Annotated in this window: 19 protein-coding genes; 9 read left to right on the plus strand and 10 right to left on the minus strand. The window is 43.2% G+C overall.

Annotated features, from left to right (window positions below; all coding sequences use genetic code 11):
- Window positions 1-19: 19 nt before the first annotated feature.
- From GVO62_RS03210 to GVO62_RS03220, 3 genes are all read right to left on the minus strand, one after another.
- Window positions 20-1153: an efflux RND transporter periplasmic adaptor subunit gene (locus GVO62_RS03210; protein ID WP_159117712.1), complete on the minus strand. Its 1134-nt coding sequence runs from the start codon at window positions 1151-1153 to the stop codon at window positions 20-22.
- Window positions 1154-1366: 213 nt separating this feature from the next.
- A complete protein-coding gene (locus GVO62_RS03215) occupies window positions 1367-1759 on the minus strand; it encodes an OsmC family protein (RefSeq protein ID WP_105930089.1) in 393 nt (130 codons plus the stop codon).
- 86 nt (window positions 1760-1845) lie between these two features.
- Entirely contained in the window at window positions 1846-2730 is an 885-nt protein-coding gene (locus GVO62_RS03220; protein WP_159117713.1) for a CvfB family protein, read from the minus strand.
- A gap of 65 nt (window positions 2731-2795) precedes the next feature.
- Here GVO62_RS03220 and GVO62_RS03225 point away from each other — a divergent pair, with 65 nt between their 5' ends.
- From GVO62_RS03225 to GVO62_RS03240, 4 genes are read left to right on the plus strand one after another with little or no spacing between them, the layout of a single operon-like run.
- The gene (locus GVO62_RS03225) at window positions 2796-3533 is read left to right on the plus strand and encodes a 5-oxoprolinase subunit PxpA (RefSeq protein ID WP_159117714.1); all 738 of its coding nucleotides are present in this window, start codon (window positions 2796-2798) and stop codon (window positions 3531-3533) included.
- A 56-nt stretch (window positions 3534-3589) separates the two neighbouring features.
- A complete protein-coding gene (locus GVO62_RS03230; protein ID WP_159117715.1) occupies window positions 3590-4369 on the plus strand; it encodes a 5-oxoprolinase subunit B family protein in 780 nt (259 codons plus the stop codon).
- A complete protein-coding gene (locus GVO62_RS03235; protein WP_159117716.1) occupies window positions 4366-5313 on the plus strand; it encodes a biotin-dependent carboxyltransferase family protein in 948 nt (315 codons plus the stop codon). The genes GVO62_RS03230 and GVO62_RS03235 overlap by 4 nt, the downstream gene beginning before the upstream one ends.
- Window positions 5310-6176 carry a D-amino acid aminotransferase gene (locus GVO62_RS03240; RefSeq protein WP_159117717.1) on the plus strand — a complete coding sequence of 289 codons (867 nt, stop codon included), beginning with the start codon at window positions 5310-5312 and terminating at the stop codon, window positions 6174-6176. The genes GVO62_RS03235 and GVO62_RS03240 overlap by 4 nt, the downstream gene beginning before the upstream one ends.
- Before the next feature lie 55 nt (window positions 6177-6231).
- Here GVO62_RS03240 and fur read toward each other — a convergent pair whose 3' ends face one another.
- A complete protein-coding gene (gene fur / locus GVO62_RS03245) occupies window positions 6232-6660 on the minus strand; it encodes a ferric iron uptake transcriptional regulator (protein WP_105930083.1) in 429 nt (142 codons plus the stop codon).
- A 314-nt stretch (window positions 6661-6974) separates the two neighbouring features.
- Here fur and GVO62_RS03250 point away from each other — a divergent pair, with 314 nt between their 5' ends.
- Entirely contained in the window at window positions 6975-8981 is a 2007-nt protein-coding gene (locus tag GVO62_RS03250; RefSeq protein ID WP_159117718.1) for a methyl-accepting chemotaxis protein, read from the plus strand.
- Between the two features lie 122 nt (window positions 8982-9103).
- Here GVO62_RS03250 and fldA read toward each other — a convergent pair whose 3' ends face one another.
- From fldA to GVO62_RS03275, 5 genes are all read right to left on the minus strand, one after another.
- Window positions 9104-9628 (minus strand): flavodoxin FldA, encoded by a 525-nt coding sequence (gene fldA, locus GVO62_RS03255; protein ID WP_105930082.1) that lies wholly within the window; start codon window positions 9626-9628, stop codon window positions 9104-9106.
- Window positions 9629-9654: 26 nt separating this feature from the next.
- Window positions 9655-9873 (minus strand): DUF2788 domain-containing protein, encoded by a 219-nt coding sequence (locus tag GVO62_RS03260; RefSeq protein WP_014998613.1) that lies wholly within the window; start codon window positions 9871-9873, stop codon window positions 9655-9657.
- A gap of 123 nt (window positions 9874-9996) precedes the next feature.
- The gene (locus tag GVO62_RS03265; RefSeq protein ID WP_159117719.1) at window positions 9997-10776 is read right to left on the minus strand and encodes an alpha/beta fold hydrolase; all 780 of its coding nucleotides are present in this window, start codon (window positions 10774-10776) and stop codon (window positions 9997-9999) included.
- Window positions 10777-10879: 103 nt separating this feature from the next.
- On the minus strand, window positions 10880-11278 hold the full coding sequence (locus GVO62_RS03270) for an H-NS histone family protein (protein WP_159117720.1): 399 nt from the start codon (window positions 11276-11278) through the stop codon (window positions 10880-10882).
- 145 nt (window positions 11279-11423) lie between these two features.
- On the minus strand, window positions 11424-13073 hold the full coding sequence (locus GVO62_RS03275; RefSeq protein ID WP_159117721.1) for an electron transfer flavoprotein-ubiquinone oxidoreductase: 1650 nt from the start codon (window positions 13071-13073) through the stop codon (window positions 11424-11426).
- Window positions 13074-13443: 370 nt separating this feature from the next.
- On the opposite strand from GVO62_RS03275, the gene GVO62_RS03280 reads away from it, so the two are divergent.
- Together GVO62_RS03280 and GVO62_RS03285 are read left to right on the plus strand one after the other, a co-directional pair.
- Window positions 13444-14196 (plus strand): electron transfer flavoprotein subunit beta/FixA family protein, encoded by a 753-nt coding sequence (locus GVO62_RS03280; protein WP_039216447.1) that lies wholly within the window; start codon window positions 13444-13446, stop codon window positions 14194-14196.
- Window positions 14193-15119 (plus strand): electron transfer flavoprotein subunit alpha/FixB family protein, encoded by a 927-nt coding sequence (locus GVO62_RS03285; RefSeq protein ID WP_159117722.1) that lies wholly within the window; start codon window positions 14193-14195, stop codon window positions 15117-15119. The genes GVO62_RS03280 and GVO62_RS03285 overlap by 4 nt, the downstream gene beginning before the upstream one ends.
- Window positions 15120-15230: 111 nt before the next feature.
- Here the strand turns inward: GVO62_RS03285 and GVO62_RS03290 are convergent, their stop codons facing one another.
- On the minus strand, window positions 15231-15539 hold the full coding sequence (locus GVO62_RS03290) for an isoamylase early set domain-containing protein (RefSeq protein ID WP_105930141.1): 309 nt from the start codon (window positions 15537-15539) through the stop codon (window positions 15231-15233).
- A 357-nt stretch (window positions 15540-15896) separates the two neighbouring features.
- Between GVO62_RS03290 and GVO62_RS03295 the strand changes: the two genes are divergently transcribed.
- Together GVO62_RS03295 and GVO62_RS03300 are read left to right on the plus strand one after the other, a co-directional pair.
- Window positions 15897-17129, plus strand: coding sequence for an efflux RND transporter periplasmic adaptor subunit (locus tag GVO62_RS03295; protein WP_159117723.1), 1233 nt, complete (start codon window positions 15897-15899; stop codon window positions 17127-17129).
- The gene (locus GVO62_RS03300) at window positions 17129-20263 is read left to right on the plus strand and encodes an efflux RND transporter permease subunit (RefSeq protein ID WP_159117724.1); all 3135 of its coding nucleotides are present in this window, start codon (window positions 17129-17131) and stop codon (window positions 20261-20263) included. The genes GVO62_RS03295 and GVO62_RS03300 overlap by 1 nt, the downstream gene beginning before the upstream one ends.
- Window positions 20264-20306 lie beyond the last annotated feature (43 nt).

The raw sequence follows: 20306 nt of genomic DNA on the forward strand, positions 1-20306 counted from the left end.
AATTCCTTGTAAGGCCAAATTAGCTGTTAACTACTTCAACAGGGGCGCTGTCTTTCAAGTTTTGGTGGCCTGCAGTAACGACTTCTTCGTTTCCGCTTAATCCATTGATAACCTCAATGACATCGTTATTTTCAAATCCAGTAGCGATATCAACTTTTTTCACCTTGCCATTATCGACCACGAATACGCTGTGGCTGTTATCAATGGTGACCAGCGCTCTTCGAGGTAGCAACGTAGCGTTAGCATGAGTAGCGTATTCAAGTGATACATCGGTAAACATGCCGGCTTTAAGCTGGTTGTCTGCGTTCGGTACTTTTAAGGTAACTTTGAACGTGCCGGTGGTTGCATCAATAACTGGGCTTATACGTTCCACGTTGGCCGAGATAGTTCTATCGCCTAACGCGGCAACAGTAAGTACTGCCCCTTGACCAACCACTACGTTAGGAAGTTCGTTTTCTGGCAAGTAAACAACGCCCTGAAGATTACGCTGTTGAACAATATGAAACATTCTTTCACGTTGAAAAGACTCGGTTAAGTTACCGACTTTGGCGTTTCTCTCTGCAATATACCCGTCAATAGGCGCCGTGATCGTTGCCTCTTTTAAGTCAAGCTCAGCCAATCGGACAGACGCTTTTGCTGATTCAAATTGCGAGGTAAGTTTGTCGTAGGTATCGTCGCTTATGAGCTTTTTGGAATAAACTTTATTAACCTTATCAAGTTCGCTTTCTATGCCGGCTAGATCAGCCAGTGCTTTAGATAAGTTCAGCTCGTAGCGACGCTTATCAAGTTGCGCTAGCACTTGGCCCTTTTGCACATAGTCACCTTCTTCAACGAAGATTTCTTCAATGATCCCCGAGGCGCGAGCAACGACAAACGCTTCTTCTCGTGCTTCTAGGATGGCGGTAGTGTCATAGGTGGATGTTATGTCGCCAGTAATGATGGTTTGAGTTTCAACAGGAATAGCAAAGGCCGTTTCCTCTGCTGACTCCGACTGGGCGTTGGCGTCGATAGCATCGGCATTAGAACATGCAGTCATCGAAAGAGAGAGAGCAACAATACCGCTTCCAAGAAGAAGCTTTAGCGATGTTGGTGAAAACGAGAGTAAGGAATATAATGGTGAAAAAGAGATGTTGCTTTGCGTTGATGTTTCCATGGTCAATAACCCTAACGTGTGTGTCGTTATATAGTAATGACCGGATACAGCAGCTAATATGCCAAAGATGTTAAATAATGTTAATTCCTAATCAATTCAATAGTTTATATGTGTAACAAGTGGTTTCAATAAAAAGGCCAACATTTGCAGTTGGCCTTTTGCACTAATGCTTAGCGAAAAATGCTAATAACCGGCTAGTTCCACTATAGTCTATTAAACCAAAGTATAGCTTGTGGTGATATCAACGTTGCCAGTAAGCATAAGCATAACGGAACAGTATTTTTCTGCAGAAAGCTGCACAGCGCGAGCAAGAGCCTTTTCGCTAATACCTTCACCTGACACCGTGTAATGTGCATGAATTTTAGTAAAAACCCGCGGCGGCTCTTCGGCTCGCTCTGCTTCTAATTCACAATTACACGCTTCGATATTAAAACGGCCTTTTTTCAGAATATCGACCACATCAACACTTGAGCAGGCACCAACGGCTATGAGTACCGACTCCATTGGAGACACTGCGTTGCCGCTACCATCCATCACAGTTTTATAACCGCTGTCTGTAGTGCCAGTAAAAGTAAGATCTTTGTCCCAAGAAACTCGTGCTTTCATTGTTTGTCCTAATATCATAAAGCTATCGAAAGAGGCTGCAAGCCACTGTTGTCACTAACGCATACGACAGCAGCGACATGTTATTCTTATTTGTTCAGACGAATGGCGTCTGGGCTTAGTGTTATTTTCTTTTGCTTGTACAATGCGCCCAATGCTTTTTTATAAGCAGCTTTACTCACATTAAAATGAGAATAAATAGCCTCCGGCGCACTTTTATCTGTTAACGTAGAAATACCACCATGGGCTTCCAAGTCATCTAAAATTGCCTGTTGAAGAGCGTCACGGCCGCCTTTATCAACGCGCTGAAGGGCAACATCAACCTTTCCGTCCTCGCGGATAGTTTTGATAACACCCTCTGTCGCTTGGCCGATTTTAAGCGGTTTAAAAGCATCGCTGTGGAAAATGAGCCCTAAATTTTTCTCGTTGATGACCACTTTAAAGCCTAAATCGGTTTTAGCGTAAACTAAGCAATCTACCGTATCGCCTTCGTTAAGATAGGCGCTGCTTTCTTTGAGAAAATAGTGAAGCTTTGTTGCACCTAAAATACGCTGTGTCTTGTCGTCAAAAAAAGCGTGAACGACGTAATACATTCCTGGGTTAACAGGTTGAGCCTGATAGTCGTTAGGCATCAACAAATCGTTGTCCAAACCCCAATCGAAAAATGCACCAAAATTCGTCGCTGAGACGGCTTTGAGTACCTTGGTCTCGCCAACTTGGATAAGTGGCTTCTTCACAGTAGCATAAAGGTCGCCGCGCTGATCTGTGGCGACAAAGACTTCAACTTCTTGACCGTCAGCCAGTGGCGTTTCCACGTCGTCAATGGCAAGTGTGACAGTTTGCATTTCATCAGCGTCATCAATTTCTATGATACCGTCGTTCGCATCATCATTTTCGACAAGTGGCGCAAGTGCGTAGCCAAAGGGGTATTGGGCTACAACGCGTAATGTATTAATTTTTCCAATATTTATCATCAGCACTGACTTTTTAAAAAGAACAGGTAACATGATACTGGAATGAAGGTAAGAGCTAAACCATTATGAAGTTAAATTGCGATTTAGGTGAAAGTTACGGTGCGTGGTCCATGCCTATAGAGTCGGCTATTATGGCAGAGATTGATCAAGCGAACATCGCGTGTGGATTTCATGCAGGCGATCCACTGGTAATGAAACAGGCGATATTTCTAGCGAAAACCCACGGTGTTGCCATAGGAGCGCATCCAGCTTACCCAGACTTGCAGGGCTTCGGCCGACGAAGTATGACGATAGGGGCCGACGAACTTATCGCCATGATTCAGTATCAGGTTAGCGCGCTAGCCGGTATGGCGGACCTTTCTGGGGCAACGGTGAGCTATGTTAAGCCCCACGGTGCGTTATATAACGATATGATGAAAAGCCTCACAATTAGACGTGCAGTGATGCAAAGCGTGGCTGAAATAAACGCGCAAATTTCACAGGAACCATTGACGCTAATGGTGCAAGCGACAGCAAGAAATGACGTGATTAAAGAAGAGGCGAAAGAGTGGGCGCTGCCATTATACTTCGAAGCGTTTTCTGATAGACGTTACACCGATGAAGGGTTATTGCAATCGCGCACGATAGAAGGTGCAGTATTAAATGAAGATGAAGCCTTAGCCCAGGCTGAACGGCTAATAGAGTCAGGTACTGTTATCACTGCGTCTGGCAGTACGCTGAAAGTAGAAGCAGATTCTTTGTGCGTGCATGGTGACACGAAAGGCGCCGTGAGTATTGCGCAAAGGATCAGAAAGTTTCTATAAACTCGCCTCATAAAAAACACATTTATTAAAAATAATAACAGTATCAAGGACAGCAGATGCAAGCTTTCGGGTGTATTAAGCTAATTGTGACAGCAGGTGCTGACGCCATAATAGTGTATTTTGACGGCGCGAACTTAGATGAAGCAAACAGCGCATGTCACCAAATGCTTTCGGCTATTGACGCTAAACAGGAGCATATCGCTCATATTGATGTTGGTAAAAAGCCAGAAGGTGATACAAGTACTCGATGGAGTTGGTTACGCGAATGCGTGCCGTCCTACGACAGTTTGCTTATCATCTTTGACATGGCATTAATTGACAGTCACGGTGTATATCTAGCCTTACGAGAGTTAAGTGCCGAAAATATATATAGGCTTCCTACTGCATCAGAACAGCGCGTGAAAAACTCGGTGGTTGAAATTCCTGTGTGGTATGGCGCACCAAATGCCAGCGATTTAAGCATCGTAAGCAAGAAAACGTCACTGTCTATTGAAGAGATTATCGCGCTGCACACAAGTACAACTTATAAAGTATACGCAGTGGGCTTTTCTCCCGGGTTTGCCTATATGGGCGATATTCCAGAAGCGTTGAAATGTGCCCGTTTAGGCACACCGCGCAAGCGGGTTCCCAAAGGAGCAGTCGCGATAGCGGACAGACAAACTGCCGTCTACCCAAACGAGTCACCCGGTGGATGGAACCTTTTAGGGCTCACTGCGTTTGATATGCTTCTGCACAAAGATCAGCACAGTGAGTCACGATTGAGAGCGGGAGACGTAGTTAAGTTTGTTTCGATTACTGAGCAAGAATACAAATCAGGGTTGCAGGTTGAACTATGAGAATTAACGTACTCAGCAAGGGACTGTTTAGCCTCATTATCGATAAGGGCAGAGTAGGAAAACAGAGAGATGGTTTTTGCGAGTCAGGCCCCATGGACAGTAACGCCTATGATTGGGCCAATTTTCTTGCCTTCAATCTAGATGGCACACCGTGCATTGAAGCGATTGGCGAGATGCAGATACGCGTTGATGAAGATTGTGTTATTGCGGTTACTGGAAGAGAGCCTTCACTTGATATAGATGGGATCGCTAAAGCGGTATATCAGAGCCAAAAAGTATCAGCAGGCGCAACGATAACCTTCAAAAGTGCGCTTTTAGGTAGCAAAGCATACTTGGCAATATGTGGTAACTGGCAAGTGCCAAAAGCAGTGGGCAGTGCCTGTACGGTGGTTCGCGAACAGCTTGGTGGATTGGACGGTAAGGGATGCGTGTTAAAAGATGGCGATTGCATCGAGGTTTTAGCTAACACAAGAGTGAAAGACAACGCTAAAATGCGAACGCTAGCGCAGCAGCACATAGATGACTATGGCTTTATAGAATCAATCCGAGTTATTCCCGGTTATCAGTTTACAAGCTTTAGTAATGTTGCCGTACGTACATTTGAAACCAGTACTTATACGGTTTCATCATCAATCGACCGTATGGGCTTCAGACTAACAGGTGAGTCAGTGGCCTCCGATATAGAGAATATGCGCTCTGAAGCCATCCATCTAGGCGCCATTCAAGTTCCCGGCGACGGGCAGCCTATTGTGATGATGCGCGACAGGCAAACGTTGGGGGGCTATCCGAAATTAGGCTGTGTGAGCCCCTGTGATATAAGTCGCTTGGCACAAGCCGTGCCCGGTGAAAAGGTAAATTTTGTTTTTCAAGATGAAGAAGAGGCAAGGGCCGACTGGCTACTTATGACAAGTAGACGCCGCCAATTGCAAGGAGAAATATTGTGACAATTGCGTTTTTAAACGGTGAGTATATGCCTCTTTCTGAGGCGAAAATTTCTCCAATGGATAGAGGCTTTCTATTTGGTGACGGTATTTATGAAGTCATACCAACTTACGCTGGTAATCCTGTCGGGTTCAAAGGACACACCACGCGCATGGCTCAAGGTTTAGAAGCAATCGAAATCACCAATCCGTATACCGCAAAACAATGGCAGGATATTCTGTCAAATCTGGTTTCAAAGAATCAAACATTCATTGAAAGCGGAAACATTGGCGTTTATTTTCACGTAAGCCGGGGTACCGATACTAAGCGGTTCCATGCTTATCCTAAGCATATAGCACCAACGGTGTTTGGCTTTGCGTTTGAAATCGCGCCACCTCAACCTACGTCCAAGACTGATGCCAAACCTTTTAAAGTTGCACTCGAGCAAGATAAAAGATGGCAGCGATGCCACATTAAATCAACGTCGCTGTTAGGTAACGTTATGCATTATCAGGCGGGAGTAGACGCGGGCGTTAACGAAACTATATTGTACAACGGCGACGGTATGATAACCGAAGCAAGCTCATGTAATGTGTTTATGGTTAAAGACGGTGCTATATCGACGCCGCCACTCAATCACGAACTTCTTCCTGGCATTACTCGCGCTATAGCCATTGAAGCGTTCAAGCAAGCTGGGCTAGTTGTCTCCGAAACGTGGTTTAGTAAAGACGATCTTTTGAATGCTGATGAAGTATGGCTTACCTCATCGAGTAAAGAAGTAGCACCTGTGGTAGAGGTAGACGGGCACGTCATTGGGAATAGTGAAGTGGGGGATGTGTGGGAGAAAGCTATTGCTGCCTATCACTCCTACAAATTTAAAGCGTAAAAAACGAAAGAGGCCCGCATAAAAGCGGGCCTCTTCTTGAATAAATACAAATAATTTAGTCTGGTACGTTATCGCAGTTACCGTCGGTGCATTCGCCGTAAAGATAAAGGCTGTGATGTGTTAGCTTCATCTTATGTTTTTTGGCAATCATTTCTTGGCGTTCTTCGATGATCTCGTCTTCAAACTCGATAACTTTGCCGCACTTGAGGCATACCAAGTGGTCGTGATGATCTTTGTGGCTTATTTCGAATACTGATTTTCCGCCTTCAAAATGATGACGATTAAGGATACCTGCATCATCGAACTGGTTTAAAACGCGATATACTGTCGCTAAACCAATTTCTTCACCCTGTTCAATGAGTATTTTGTAAACGTCTTCAGCACTGATGTGTTGGTTTTCTGGCTCTTGCAGAATTTGTAAAATTTTAAGGCGAGGCAGAGTGACTTTAAGCCCTGCTTTTTTCAATTCTTTATTTTGATCCATTACAACCTACTAAGAACGAGTGAATAAATATTTGGGGTTATTATAGGTAAGTTAAAACAATTTAAAAGGAAAACCGTGGAAACTTTGTCTTCTCGACGAAAATTTACCCATTGCTTCAAGAACGACCAAATTTGACCCAGTGTGGTCGAGTAAATTAAGCAACTCCGACCAGTACATAAGTCTCAGATAATGTTACTAAATAACTAAAATAAATAAAACTTTTGACGTATTGCATTAACATCCTGTTAAACTAAACTTAATGAAGTGACTCAACGCTCCGATATTTTTGGCATGCAGTTTTAATGGAAGTGCCCATGCAGTTAACAATTATAAATAAAATCACACTAGGCTTCGGTCTATTCGGCTGCTTACTTTTACTTACCAGTACGCTCTCCTACTTTGGACTCAGTAGTATAAAAGACTCTGCGTTAGATGTTGTAGAACAGAAAATGCCGGTGCAAACCAGTATGGTAAAGGTGAAAACCGAGATTCTCTCGTTATCGGTGATTACGGCTAATGGCTATCACGTAGTAGATATTGCTGAGTTAAATGCTAATAAAGCGACCTTTGACTCATTATCGTCAGCATTCGAGGGCGACCTATCGAAGTTAACCTCCCTTATGCCCAAAAACAATGTAGCATCCAATGCCGTTGACGTAAGTTTGGCCTATGTTGATAGCAGCAATAACATGTATGCGGCAATTAATGAGAGGATGAATATTGAAAAGGCACTTGCCACCCAGCTTGAGAAGGTTCTGATGACCGCCGACGAAGCCAGTGCTCTTATGCTTGATCTTTCTTATTTAGAAGGTAATAACCCTAGCATCGAAACGCTTATTGGGGCTGGAACGGCTATCGATAATAAGCTACTCACAATGAACGACTCTTTTGTTGAATTGGCGGAAACAAACGATGCGGCACAAAGTGCCAATATTATCGAAGATTTAAATTATCAATTGAGCAATTTGCAAGTTGATAAGGACTACGTTAACCGCTTAGCAACAGATGTTGATGACGGTGGCACAATAGAGGCGTTTAACGAGCAGTATGACCTGCTTATTGAGGCGGTAAACGGGGCAAATGGCCTGATTGCTCTTCAACGTCAGAAACTGTTAGAGGTAGAAAAAGCTGCGGTTGCGCAAAAGCAAGCAAAAGAGGCGTTACAGACGGCACTTACCGATATTAATACCTTGTTCGATTCAGTACAGACGCAGTCGCTTGATGGACAAAACGCCATTCTCGAATCCGTTCAGGAAAATTTAGTTCGCAATATTATTGTTGCAGTCTTAGGGCTAACCGCAGCGATATTCTTAGCGGTAATTGTGACGCGTAGTATTTCAAAGCCTTTAGGTCGAATAAACCAAGGGCTGAGCCTGCTGAGTAAAGGCGATTTAAGTACGAAACTATCTGAAGAAGGCAACGATGAGTTTTCAGCACTATCAGCAAAGGTGAACAGTTTAACTGACAGTTTAAGAGAGCTGGTGGGTAATATTTTAGAACAAGAAAAGCGGCTGATTGAAATTACAAAAGAAAGCGTTGAGCTAGGTAACAAAAGCCTTTCGGAGGTGGATAAGCAGCGAGAGCAAGTCACTGTTACCTCAACGAACACGAAAAACGTCCAGGATAAGAGCCGCAGCAACCTTGCTCAAATTCACGATGCAATGGATGCGCTTAGAGAAATAACCCAACAGAGCACAGACATCGGTCATTTAGTCGATAAGAACCGTCAGCAAGTAGGAAATCAAGCTAGACAAGCTGAATCATCTTCACAAATTATAAGCAGGCTAGACGATAACTCTCGCAGTATTGGCAGTATTTTAGACGTCATTAAGACAATAGCTGAACAAACTAACTTGTTAGCGCTGAATGCTGCCATAGAAGCAGCCAGAGCCGGTGAGCAGGGCAGGGGATTTGCTGTGGTTGCTGATGAAGTACGAACGTTGGCAAATCGCACACACGACTCAACGGAAGAGATAGAGCAAATGATAGGTAATTTGCAAAAAGATGCTGCTGAGGCCGTTAAAGCGATTAATGCAGGGCGTGAGCAAGCGCAAGAAGGGGTGCAAATTACGCAGCAAGTTTCACAACAAGTTGAAAGCATTCGCCAGATTATTGAACGCTTAAGCGATATCAACGAACATATTGTCACGGATACTCAGCAACAAGACATACTGCTTGGTGATGTTGCCGAGAGTTTGAATAAAATTGTGGCCTTGGCAGATTCGAGTGCACAGAGCACTAGGCAGTCTAATGAATCAACGATGATGCTGGATGCACAAACTGAAAGCCTAAGAAAGGCAGTAGAGCGTTTCCACTTGTGATTTTCATTAGGTACTGTCTTGTACGCAACGCAATTCGCTTGAATGTAAATCAAATAAAAAAACCGCTCGTCTGAGCGGTTTTTTGTATGCCTATTTGTGCACGCTAATGTATCGCGTTCAAACTAGGCCAGTTCTGCCAAGCATAATTCGTCGTGAATTTGCTTACACCACGCTTTAACGCGAGACTCTGTTAGTTCAGGTTGGCGGTCTTCATCAATTCCTAGACCAACAAAATGATTGTCGTCAGCCATACCTTTAGATGCTTCGAAGTCATAGCCATCAGTTGACCATTGACCAACTAAAATCGCGCCTTTGGCTTCAACGATGTCTCTAACCATACCCATCGCATCTAAGAAGTATTCAGCATAATCTTCTTGATCGCCACAACCAAAAATTGCAACCAACTTATCATTAAAGTCGATTTGCTCTAACTCTGGGAAAAAGTCATCCCAGTCGCATTGCGCTTCACCGTAGTACCACGTAGGGATACCAAAGATAAGCAAATCAAAATCAGCGATGTCTTCTTTACTGCTCTTGGCAATGTCTTTAACATCAATTAGCTGTTTACCCAATTCCTTCTGGATCATTTTCGCAACATGTTCGGTATTACCCGTGTCACTTCCGAAAAATAGGCCAACGCTTGCCATATCTAACCTCTATTAATCGTTACTAATTAAACGCCTGTGCTTAACCAAAACCATTCAATAATGCCTTTCGCAAGAAACCCCAAGGCTCCTAAACCTAGCACACCATAGGTGACGACACGCCCTATGAGCGGTACATCGTTCTTACGCAGTACATCGTGTACAGCGAAACCCATCAATACGAAAAGTATAAATAAGCCGCCATACAACATGATGGACTCAATGAGTTCGTAATTTTCTGCAAGCATAGTGTTGTTACTTCAAAATTCTGGCGCAATGATACCACAGTATATACGCCTGTAAGAGCCTAAAACGTTCAAAAAAATGTAATAATAGTCATTCTCATCTTTTATGATGACGAAACCTTATTTTTAGGACGATTTCTTGAGCGTTCTCTCAACTATCGAATTAAATGCCGCAGGCTTTTCTGCATGCAACCAATGGCCCGTACCCTCGATAATATGTGCTTTCGCATTAGGGAAATAACGACTTATCTCATCGCGGTAAGCAGATGTTATGTAGTCAGACTCACTTCCCTTAATAAATAATGTTATGCCATCAAACGTCTGATTAGTTTGTTCCCAGTCAATAATATGGGAATAACTTGCCATGAGACCTTCTACATTAAATCGCCATTTCCATGCGCCGCTATTATCCTGATACAGGCTCTTCAAAAGAAACTGGCGCACGCCAGGTTCTTTTACATGCGCCGCCATTTCTTTTTCTGCGTCCTTTCTACTTTGGATGGTGTTTAACGGAACAGAATTCAAGCCGTCAAATACCGCTTGATGACTATGATCGTATTTAACCGGGGCAATGTCGGCAACAATTAAATGGGATATTACAGCACTGTGACTTAAGGCTAATCTCATTGCAACTTTGCCACCTAAAGAATGGCCCAATACCGCACTGCGACTTATTTCAAGCGATTGCATTAGTTCGAACACCGCTTCAGCTGCATCGACTATTGAAAACAATGAAGTCCACGGTGATTCACCATGATCCGGTAAATCAATGCTAAGGACATTAAAATCTGATTCAAAATGGCGTTTAATTCCCGCTAAATTATCGGCATTGCCAAAAAGACCGTGAATTAATATTAACCACGGAGAAGATGTTTGGCTTTTTGAAAGTTTATAGTTTAACTCCACAGCTTTATACCTATTTTCCATTTAAAAATGCGCTAACTGACGTGTGGTCAAAATAAAATAAGGCCTGTAAAACAGGCCCCATTATAATGGTTAAGCAGATAATTTAATTTATAGCGTAATCGTCAAGTGACTTGCCGCTGTCGAGCGCATCTTTATAAACGCGAGGCATACGACCTATGCCTGTCCATAAATGCTCTTCGCCTTTTTCATCTACCAGCTTATATTTGATTGGGCGCTTTTTTCCGGCTTTTTTATTTGTGTCGAAATTTAACGCCTGTAAATCTTCTACATTTAAGCCAGCTTCTTCCATTTGCTTTTTAATTGACGCTAGCTTTTCTAACTTTTCTTTTTCTAGTTTTTCTTGCTCAAGGGCTTTTTCTTTTCTTTTTTCTATTATGCCGCTAAGTTTTTCTTGAACTTGTTCAAGTTCTTCTATGCTTAATTCCTTAACAGCACCTTGTAAACGTCTTCCATGGGTTAAAATATCTAAAAATTCGCTCATTAATTAACCTTAATACGTTGTACTAAATTTCAATTAGATAATAATTAAAAGTAGCACAAAAAAAAAGCGAGCTACGCTCGCTTTTAAAAATTATCCGTTTAATTGCAGAAACTATTAAAAATTGTTTCGCAAAGGTAGAGGGAATTTACATATTTGGATAATTGGGGCCGCCTGCACCCTCTGGTACAACCCATTTAATATTTTGGCTGGGATCCTTGATATCGCAGGTTTTACAGTGAACGCAGTTCTGTGCGTTAATTTGAAAACGAGGTTGTCCTTCTTCTTCAATTACCTCATACACCCCAGCAGGACAGTAGCGCTGAGCAGGCTCAGCAAATTTAGGTAAATTAATTTGAATAGGAATAGAAGGGTCTTTCAGTTTTAAGTGACAGGGCTGATCTTCTTCGTGGTTGGTGTTAGATAAAAATACCGATGATAATTTATCAAAACTCAACACGCCATCTGGTTTCGGGTAGGAAATCTCTCTCGCATCTTTTGCTTCTTTAAGTTGAGCATAATCTTTGTGTTCATCTTTCATAGTGAAAAACAAATTGCCGTTAAAGAAATTTTGCTCAAGGGTATTGAATGCGCCGCCCCAAAAATTACCAAGCTTATGAATTGCTGGACCAAAATTACGAGAGCGGAACAATTCATCATAAAGCCACGATGATTTAAATTTCTCTGTAAAGCTGGTTAACTCTTTTATGGGGGCTTCAGAATTCTCTACAATTGCATCAAAAATACTTTCAGCGGCTAACATGCCCGACTTCATTGCAGTGTGATTACCCTTTATCTTCGCAAAATTAAGGGTACCTGCTTCACAGCCAACTAATAAGCCACCAGGAAAGGTCATTTTAGGCAGCGAATTAAAGCCACCCTTTGCAATTGCACGAGCGCCGTAAGAAACGCGCTTACCACCTTCAAGGTACTGTTTAAAAACAGGGTGATGTTTGAGGCGCTGAAATTCATCAAACGGGCTTAAATAGGGATTGTCATAATTAAGGTCAACGATTAGGCCAACGAACACCTGATTGTCCTCAGCGTGATAAAGATAGCTTCCGCCTGTGGCATCATCAAGGGGCCAACCCGCGCTGTGAACAACCAAACCTGGCTGATGCTTGGATGGATCTATGTCCCAGATTTCTTTAAAACCAATGGCGTAGTGTTGAGGAGAGGCATCTTGATCTAACTTAAAGTGAGAAATGAGCTCTTTGCCTAAGTGACCGCGACAGCCCTCAGCAAACACGGTGTATTTAGCACGTAACTCCATGCCTGGCATATAGCCGTCTTTAGGTTCGCCATTTTCGCCAACACCCATGTCTCCGGTAAGCACACCGCCAACACTGCCATCTTCATTATAGATAACTTCAGAGGCAGCGAACCCAGGAAATACTTCAACACCTAACTGTTCAGCTTGTTCCGCTAACCAGCGGCTAACGTTCCCCATTGAGACAATATAATTGCCGTCATTGTGCATGGTTTTTGGCGTTATGCCGTTTGGTAGCTTTCTCGATGACGTTTCATCGTTGAGTAAATAGATATGGTCTTCAGTGACTGGCGTGTTGAGTGGTGCACCTTTTTCTTTCCAGTCAGGAAAAAGCTCGTTGAGTGCGCGAGGTTCGAACACCGCGCCAGAAAGAATATGCGCGCCTACTTCGGAGCCTTTTTCGACCACACAGACCATTAGCTCTTGGTCTTTCTCATTTGCAAGCTGCATAAGCTTGCAAGCCGTTGATAATCCAGCTGGGCCGGCACCGACGATGACTACGTCAAACTCCATCGATTCTCGTTCCACGGGAGGCTCCTTATGTTTGTATTTTTATAGTGCACTATTGATGAAACAAATAATGCTTTGTGTCAAAAACATGTAAATTAATTGTCGTTTTGCAAGGTAATGCAGGTTGACGTTTACGTCAACAGTAAGTACATTGCAAAGCAGTTTACGTTAACGTTAACTGGCGGTTCATTATAACTGCTCGTAAACGTGGTGTTAACGTCGTTTTAAGGCTAGCCTTTTAAAAACGTACGTTCCACAGTTTCTTTTTTAACGTAGAAGCATTGTTAAAGTTTCAAAAAGCGTGGTGATGTAATACGTTTTTAATTATTAATAGTTAATTATTAATGAAACGTAATTAGCACCGACGAACTCAACAATTGAGGTAAATATGAAAATACTCGTACCGGTCAAACGCGCGATCGACTACAACGTTAAGGTAAGAGTGAAGGCCGATGAATCAGGCGTAGATCTTACTAACGCGAAAATGGCCATTAACCCTTTCTGTGAAATTGCTGTTGAAGAAGCCGTTCGTTTAAAAGAAAAGGGCGTGGCCACTGAAATCGTTGTCGTTTCAATTGGTGACAAAAGCTGCCAAGAACAAATACGTACAGCACTAGCCCTAGGTGCTGATCGCGGTATCCAAATCGATACCGATCAAAATCTTGATTCACTTCAAGTGGCAAAGCTATTAGCCAAAGTGGTAGAAGAAGAGCAGCCTCAGCTTGTTATTCTTGGTAAACAGAGCATCGATTCTGACAACAACCAAACAGGCCAGATGCTTGCCGCATTAACTGGTATGCCTCAGGGAACTTTTGCCTCTGAAGTGGTTGTAGATGGCGAAAAAGTGAATGTAACTCGTGAAATCGACGGTGGTCTTCAAACTGTTGCGCTCTCGCTTCCAGCTGTAGTCACAACAGACCTTCGTTTGAACGAACCGCGTTACGCCTCGCTTCCAAATATTATGAAAGCAAAGCGTAAGCCTCTTGATGTTAAAGCGGCCGCAGACTTTGGTGTTGCATTAGAGTCAAACGTAAAAGTGCTTAAAGTCACGCCTCCGCCTCAGCGTGAGGGTGGCATTAAAGTGGCAGACGTTGCTGAGTTAGTAGATAAGTTAAAAAATGAAGCAAAGGTGATCTCATGAGCGTACTCGTATATGCAGAACACGATAACACAAGCTTAAAGACGGAAACGCATAAGCTTGTGAACGCGGCACAGAAAATGGGCGGCGATATCCACGTTTTAGTGGCAGGCGAAGGTTGCCAAGCGGTTGCTGAAGCTGCTGCTCAGATTGATGGGGTTGCGAAGGTACTTGTTGCTGATAATGCAGCTTATAAGCATCAACTGGCCGAAAATACGGCTGACTTGGTTCTTGAACTAGCGGGCGACTATAGCCATGTCATTGCAGCTGCAACAACTACAGGTAAAAACTTTATGCCTCGCGTAGCGGCATTGTTAGATGTTGCCCAAATCTCTGACATTATTGGCGTAGAAAGTGAAGATACTTTTGTACGTCCAATTTATGCAGGTAACGCAATTGCTACCGTTCAATCATCTGACGCAAAAAAGGTGATTACCGTTCGTGCAGCATCATTCGATGCAGCTGCAACTGGTGGTAGTGCTGAAGTAACCGCAATTGATGTGGTTAAAGGCAGTGAGAAATCTGACTTCGTTTCAGCAGAGCTTACTGAATCTGAGCGCCCAGAACTCACAGCAGCAGAAGTAGTTATTTCAGGCGGTCGTGGTATGCAAAATGGCGACAACTTCAAGCTTCTTGAAGGTATTGCAGACAAGCTTGGTGCAGCTATTGGCGCATCGCGCGCTGCGGTAGATGCTGGCTTTGTTCCTAACGATATGCAGGTTGGTCAAACGGGCAAGATTGTTGCGCCTCAATTGTATATCGCTGTAGGTATTTCAGGCGCTATTCAGCACCTTGCGGGTATGAAAGACTCTAAAGTTATTGTTGCTATTAACAAAGACGAAGAAGCGCCAATTTTCCAAGTTGCTGACTATGGTTTAGTGGGAGACCTATTCGACGTTCTTCCAGAGCTTGAAGGCTCACTTTAGTCATATCGCTTAAACGACAAAAGGCTGCATTAATGCAGCCTTTTTTGTAGGGATTGGTTTTTCAATACGCGCGGTATCTTATAGGTATAATGCTTGGATTTGAGCTAGTTGTTATACTCGAACAACAGAGTTGTCCTCAATGCTCACCGGTGAGGGGATGTACGCATCGGCATCCCAGTCATTTTCCCATTTTTCCCCGTCAAGAAGATATCTGAATTGGTATTCATTATCTTTTTCTAGGTCTACCGTTAACGTAAAGTCGCCGCTTTTTAGCTTTTTCATTGTTAATGGTTGGGTTTTCCAATCAGTGAAATCTCCACATAGAGATGCTTCTTTGGCGTCTTTTGCCGCTTCCGCATTTAGTCGAAATGTCACTTTACACAGAGGTTTTGATTTAAGGTATTGTTTCTTAAGGCTCATAATCTGTTTTCCCTTCAACGTTGCGAATTCAATCCCGAGGCGAATGAGCATGCAAGGCAGTGCTCAAGTGATAGCCGCCGGTTAACTCATAACCAATGAGTGCTTAAATAATCAACGAAAACCTCATAATTATCAATCATACTTTGTATTCTTTTGATATTTTTTTATATTAGTAACGCTTGATTTTTTTGTGCTCTTTTTTTTAATAATTCGAAATAAATTTTAACAATCTTAAATGAGTACTCTACCAATAAATTCAGTACACTAGTGTTGATACAATAATAATAGAAATTTTGGGGTATCTGAGTGGCAAGACATTGCTTTTACTTTGGTTACCTTCGTTCCTAGGGATAGTAAATGAAAAACTCCATGTTAATGAAAAGTGGTATTCCACTGTTCATAGTATTAATCGCGTTTGTTGCAGCGGCGGTTATGATTAAATCGCGCAAGCCACCTGAGCAAGTCCCCGTAGAGATCCCTGCTTTCTTAGTTGATGCAAAAGCAGTGAACGCAGAGCAAGTAAGCTTCATTGTAAAATCTCAAGGTAATGTGGTACCCCGAAATAAAACCGGGCTAAGTGCACAGGTCAGTGGCAAGGTAGTGAGTCTTTCCGATGCGTTTATCGCGGGAGGAACATTTCAGAAGGGCGACATACTCGCCACGCTAGAGCAAGATGACTATCGCACAGATTTAAAGCTTGCAGAAGCTGAACTCGCTCAAGCGCAAGCTGCCTTACAGGAGGAAATAGCGCGAGGAAAGGTTGCAGAACAAGAATGGCGCTCAGTAAGCAGCGTCGCGCCACCTGAGTTGGGCTTAAGAAAGCCCCAATTGGCAAAAGAACAGGCAAACGTTAAAGCCGCAGAGGCTAAACTAGAGCGTGCAAAGCGCAATTTAGAACGAACTAAAATCACAGCGCCATACAACGGTATCGTTGTAGAGCGAAATATTGATCTTGGACAGTTTGTGGCTGCGGGTTCAATGCTGGGCACTGTATATTCTACCGATACGGCGGAAGTAAGATTACCTATTCCAGATAGCGACCTCATGTTTATCGATATAGCTGGGCAGTCGAGCGAAAGCGCCCCCGTTTCTCTCTTTGCGTCGGTTGGTGGCGTTAAGCGCACATGGGAAGGCAAGCTAGTTCGTTCAGAAGGAATTTTAGATACGGGTAGTCGAGTAGTCTACGCCATTGTTGAAGTTAAAGACCCTTATAATCTTAACGATTCTCACCCTTCGCCACTGCGTTTCGGTCAATTTGTGGAAGCAGAAATTACCTCTCGCCAAAACGAAGAGCTTGTGGTGCTACCTCGCAGTATTTTGCGGTTAGATAATACCGTAGTTACCGTTAACGATAATCGAGAAATTGATATTAAGCCGGTTGAAATTGCTCGTACCACCGCGAAAGATGTGTTTATTCGCTCTGGTATCGAAGAAGGTTCATTGGTCGTCACCAGTGCGGTTCCAAACCCTTATAACGGTATGAAAGTCCGTTTGCCAGGTGATGAGCCTGTGTTATCTGAAGCAGCTGAATCTGATACGTCGAAAAACACTGACAAAGTGGAAAGCAAGTCCTCTGAAGGAGGCAACTAATGAGTCGCATTGATACAAACAAAGGCTTAATTGCCTGGTTTGCAAAAAATAATGTTGCCGCTAATCTACTAATGATATTGCTTGTTGTTGGCGGTATATTCAGTGCGTTCAGTATTCAAAAGCAAGTTTTTCCAAGCTTTGAAATAGACGTCATTAGTGTACGGGTTCCCTACTTAGGTGCTGCGCCACAGGAAGTAGAAGAAGGCGTACTGCTAAAAATAGAAGAGGCAATTAAAGACTTAGAGGGCATTAAGCAAATTAACGCTACCGCCGTTGAAGGGATGGGAACGGTAAGCATCCAAGTCGAAGAAGATTATGATGTGCAGTCGTTGCTTGATGAGGTAAAGGTACAGGTGGATGCAATACCAAGCTTCCCCGCTGATACTGAAAAACCAGTAATTTATCGCCAAAAAATTCAACAGGATGTGATTTGGATTTCAGTTTATGGTGACGCGTCAGAGCGAGAGTTGAAAGAGTTTGCCAAAAATTTACGCGATGACATTGCTAATTTGTCAGGAATTTCCAGTGTTCAAGTGGTGGGCGCGCGCGACTACGAAATATCGGTAGAGCTGTCTGAAGTCGATTTACAAAAGTACAATCTTACCTTTGCTGATGTTGTAGGGCGCTTGAGCCAGTCTAGTGTGGACTTACCTGGCGGTTCAATTCGCACCGAAAACGGCGATATCTTGCTAAGAACAAAGGGGCAAGCCTATACCGGCTGGGACTTTTCTCAAATTGTACTGGTCACTAATTCGAATGGAACGCGAGTAACTTTGGGCGATGTTGCATATATAAACGACGGCTTCATCGAAAATAATCAATACGCCTTATTTGACGGTAAACCAGCCGTTAGCTTGCGGGTACAAGCCGTTGGTGATCAGAACGCGTTAGAGATATCTGAACAAGTAAACAATTACATCGATAGTCAAAAGGCAGAATTTCCAGCCCACATTACGGCCGATACATGGGGAGATAGATCATTCTATCTCGCTGATAGACTTAATATGATGCTCGAAAATATGTTTTTCGGCGCGCTTCTTGTTTTTCTGGTTCTGTCTCTATTTTTAAAAATAAAGCTCGCATTTTGGGTTATTGTAGGGCTACCGGTGTGTTTCCTTGGCACTTTATTTGTCATGCCGTTAGATGTAGTGGGTGTATCTATTAATATGCTCAGCTTGTTCGCCTTTATCCTTGTCTTAGGGATAGTGGTAGATGATGCCATCATCATGGGCGAGTCAGCTTACTCTGAAATAGATAAAAAGGGTCACAGCGCTGACAACGTCATTGCCGGTGTTAAAAAGGTTGCTATGCCCGCCACTTTCGGCGTACTGACTACTATCGCTGCATTTATGCCAATGCTTATGGTTTCTGGCCCTTTCGGTATTATTTGGAAGACCATCGGCATGGTGGTGATTGTCTGTCTGATATTCTCACTTATAGAGTCTAAGCTTATATTGCCTGCCCACCTTGTGCATATGAAGCTGAAGCCCTATGACCCAGCAAAAGCAAATGGCTTTCAAAAGTTTAGAGACTTTTTCAGTGAAGGTATAAAGACCTTCATTCAAAAGAAATACGCACCTTTTTTAGCTAAAGCCATACGCAATAGGTATACCACGGTTTCCGTTTTTGTCGCGATGCTGATTTTAACAGTCGGTTTATTTGGCGGTGGTATCGTGCGTTTTGTATTTTTCCCTAATATCCCAAGCGACTTTATGGTTGCCAGCTTTGAGCTAGAACCAGGCTCGTCACTACAGCAGCGTGATAATGTGCTTACAACGCTTCGTGAAGCTATGCATCGCATGGACGAAAAGATTGCTGAAGAATCTGGAGAAAATGTAATTAAACACGCCATTGCATTTGATAATGGCAATTTAGGCGGAGAGATTTTTGCGGAGCTTACAAAAGGGGAAACACGAACGCTGACTGATTTTGAAATTCAGGACATGTGGCGTCAGGAGCTTCCTGAAATACCTGGTGTTAAGTCATTCAATATTAGTTCTCCTGGCGGCCCAGGTGGTGGTGCAGACCTTAGCTTTGAGTTTAGTTCAGGCGATATCAAAGCGCTGCGTGCTATTAGCGAAGAGCTAAAAGAAGCGTTAGATCAATACGAAGGCGTAACCGATATTAACGATACTTTCTCTGGTGGCAGTGATGAAATTCAGTTAGCGCTTAAGCCACAAGCTGATGCACTTGGTATTTCGTTACGAGACCTTGGTCAACAGGTTCGTTTTGGCTTTTATGGCGCAGAAGTTCAGCGTATTCAGCGAGACGATGAAGAAATAAAAGTTATGGTACGCTACCCTAAAACCGAGCGAAGCTCCGTAGAGCATCTTGAAAATATGCGTATACGCGCACCAAATGGACAAGAAATACCTTTTGAGCAAGTGGCGACCTTCACTGTTGGCCAAGGCTTTGACTCTATTATTCGCGTAGACGGAAAGCGTTCTGTTACCGTTACGGGTGTAGTTGATAAAGCATTACTCGACCCATCAGAAGTGACGAATGACGTAATTGAAAACCTAATGCCTGACTTGTTGGCTCGTTATCCAAAAGTTGACTTTCAGCTGCAGGGGAACTCAAAGGAACAAGCCGAAGCTATGTTTAGTCTGATGCAGGGGTTGTTGTTTGCATTGTTCGCTATCTACACATTACTTGCTATTCCGCTTAAATCTTATAGCCAACCTCTGATCATAATGTCAGTTATTCCTTTTGGCATAGTGGGCGCTATTATCGGCCACTTGGTGCTTGGTATGGCGGTAAGTGTATTGTCTGTCTGCGGCATTATTGCGTTATCTGGGGTTGTGGTAAATGACAGCTTGATCATGGTGGATTTTGTAAACCGTGCGCGCAAAGAGGGAATGTCTCTAATGGAGGCGGCAATTAGCGCTGGTACGCAGCGTTTTAGAGCGATAATTCTAACGTCATTAACTACCTTTATGGGGTTGATGCCAATTGTATTTGAACGCAGTCTGCAAGCACAGGTTGTCATACCTATGGCTATTTCCTTGGCCTTCGGTATTTTGTTTGCAACGGTGATAACGCTGCTACTCGTTCCTGCACTTTATCTAATTCTTAACGACCTTAAGAATGTATTTAAAGGCAGAAGACAAGCTCAAGTTACGACAGAAAGTTAAATAGATAATGCCGGGTAAAACCGGCATTTTTCTTTTAGGGAAT

The organism is Alteromonas sp. KUL150 (assembly GCF_009811475.1).
GTDB lineage: Bacteria > Pseudomonadota > Gammaproteobacteria > Enterobacterales > Alteromonadaceae > Alteromonas > Alteromonas gracilis.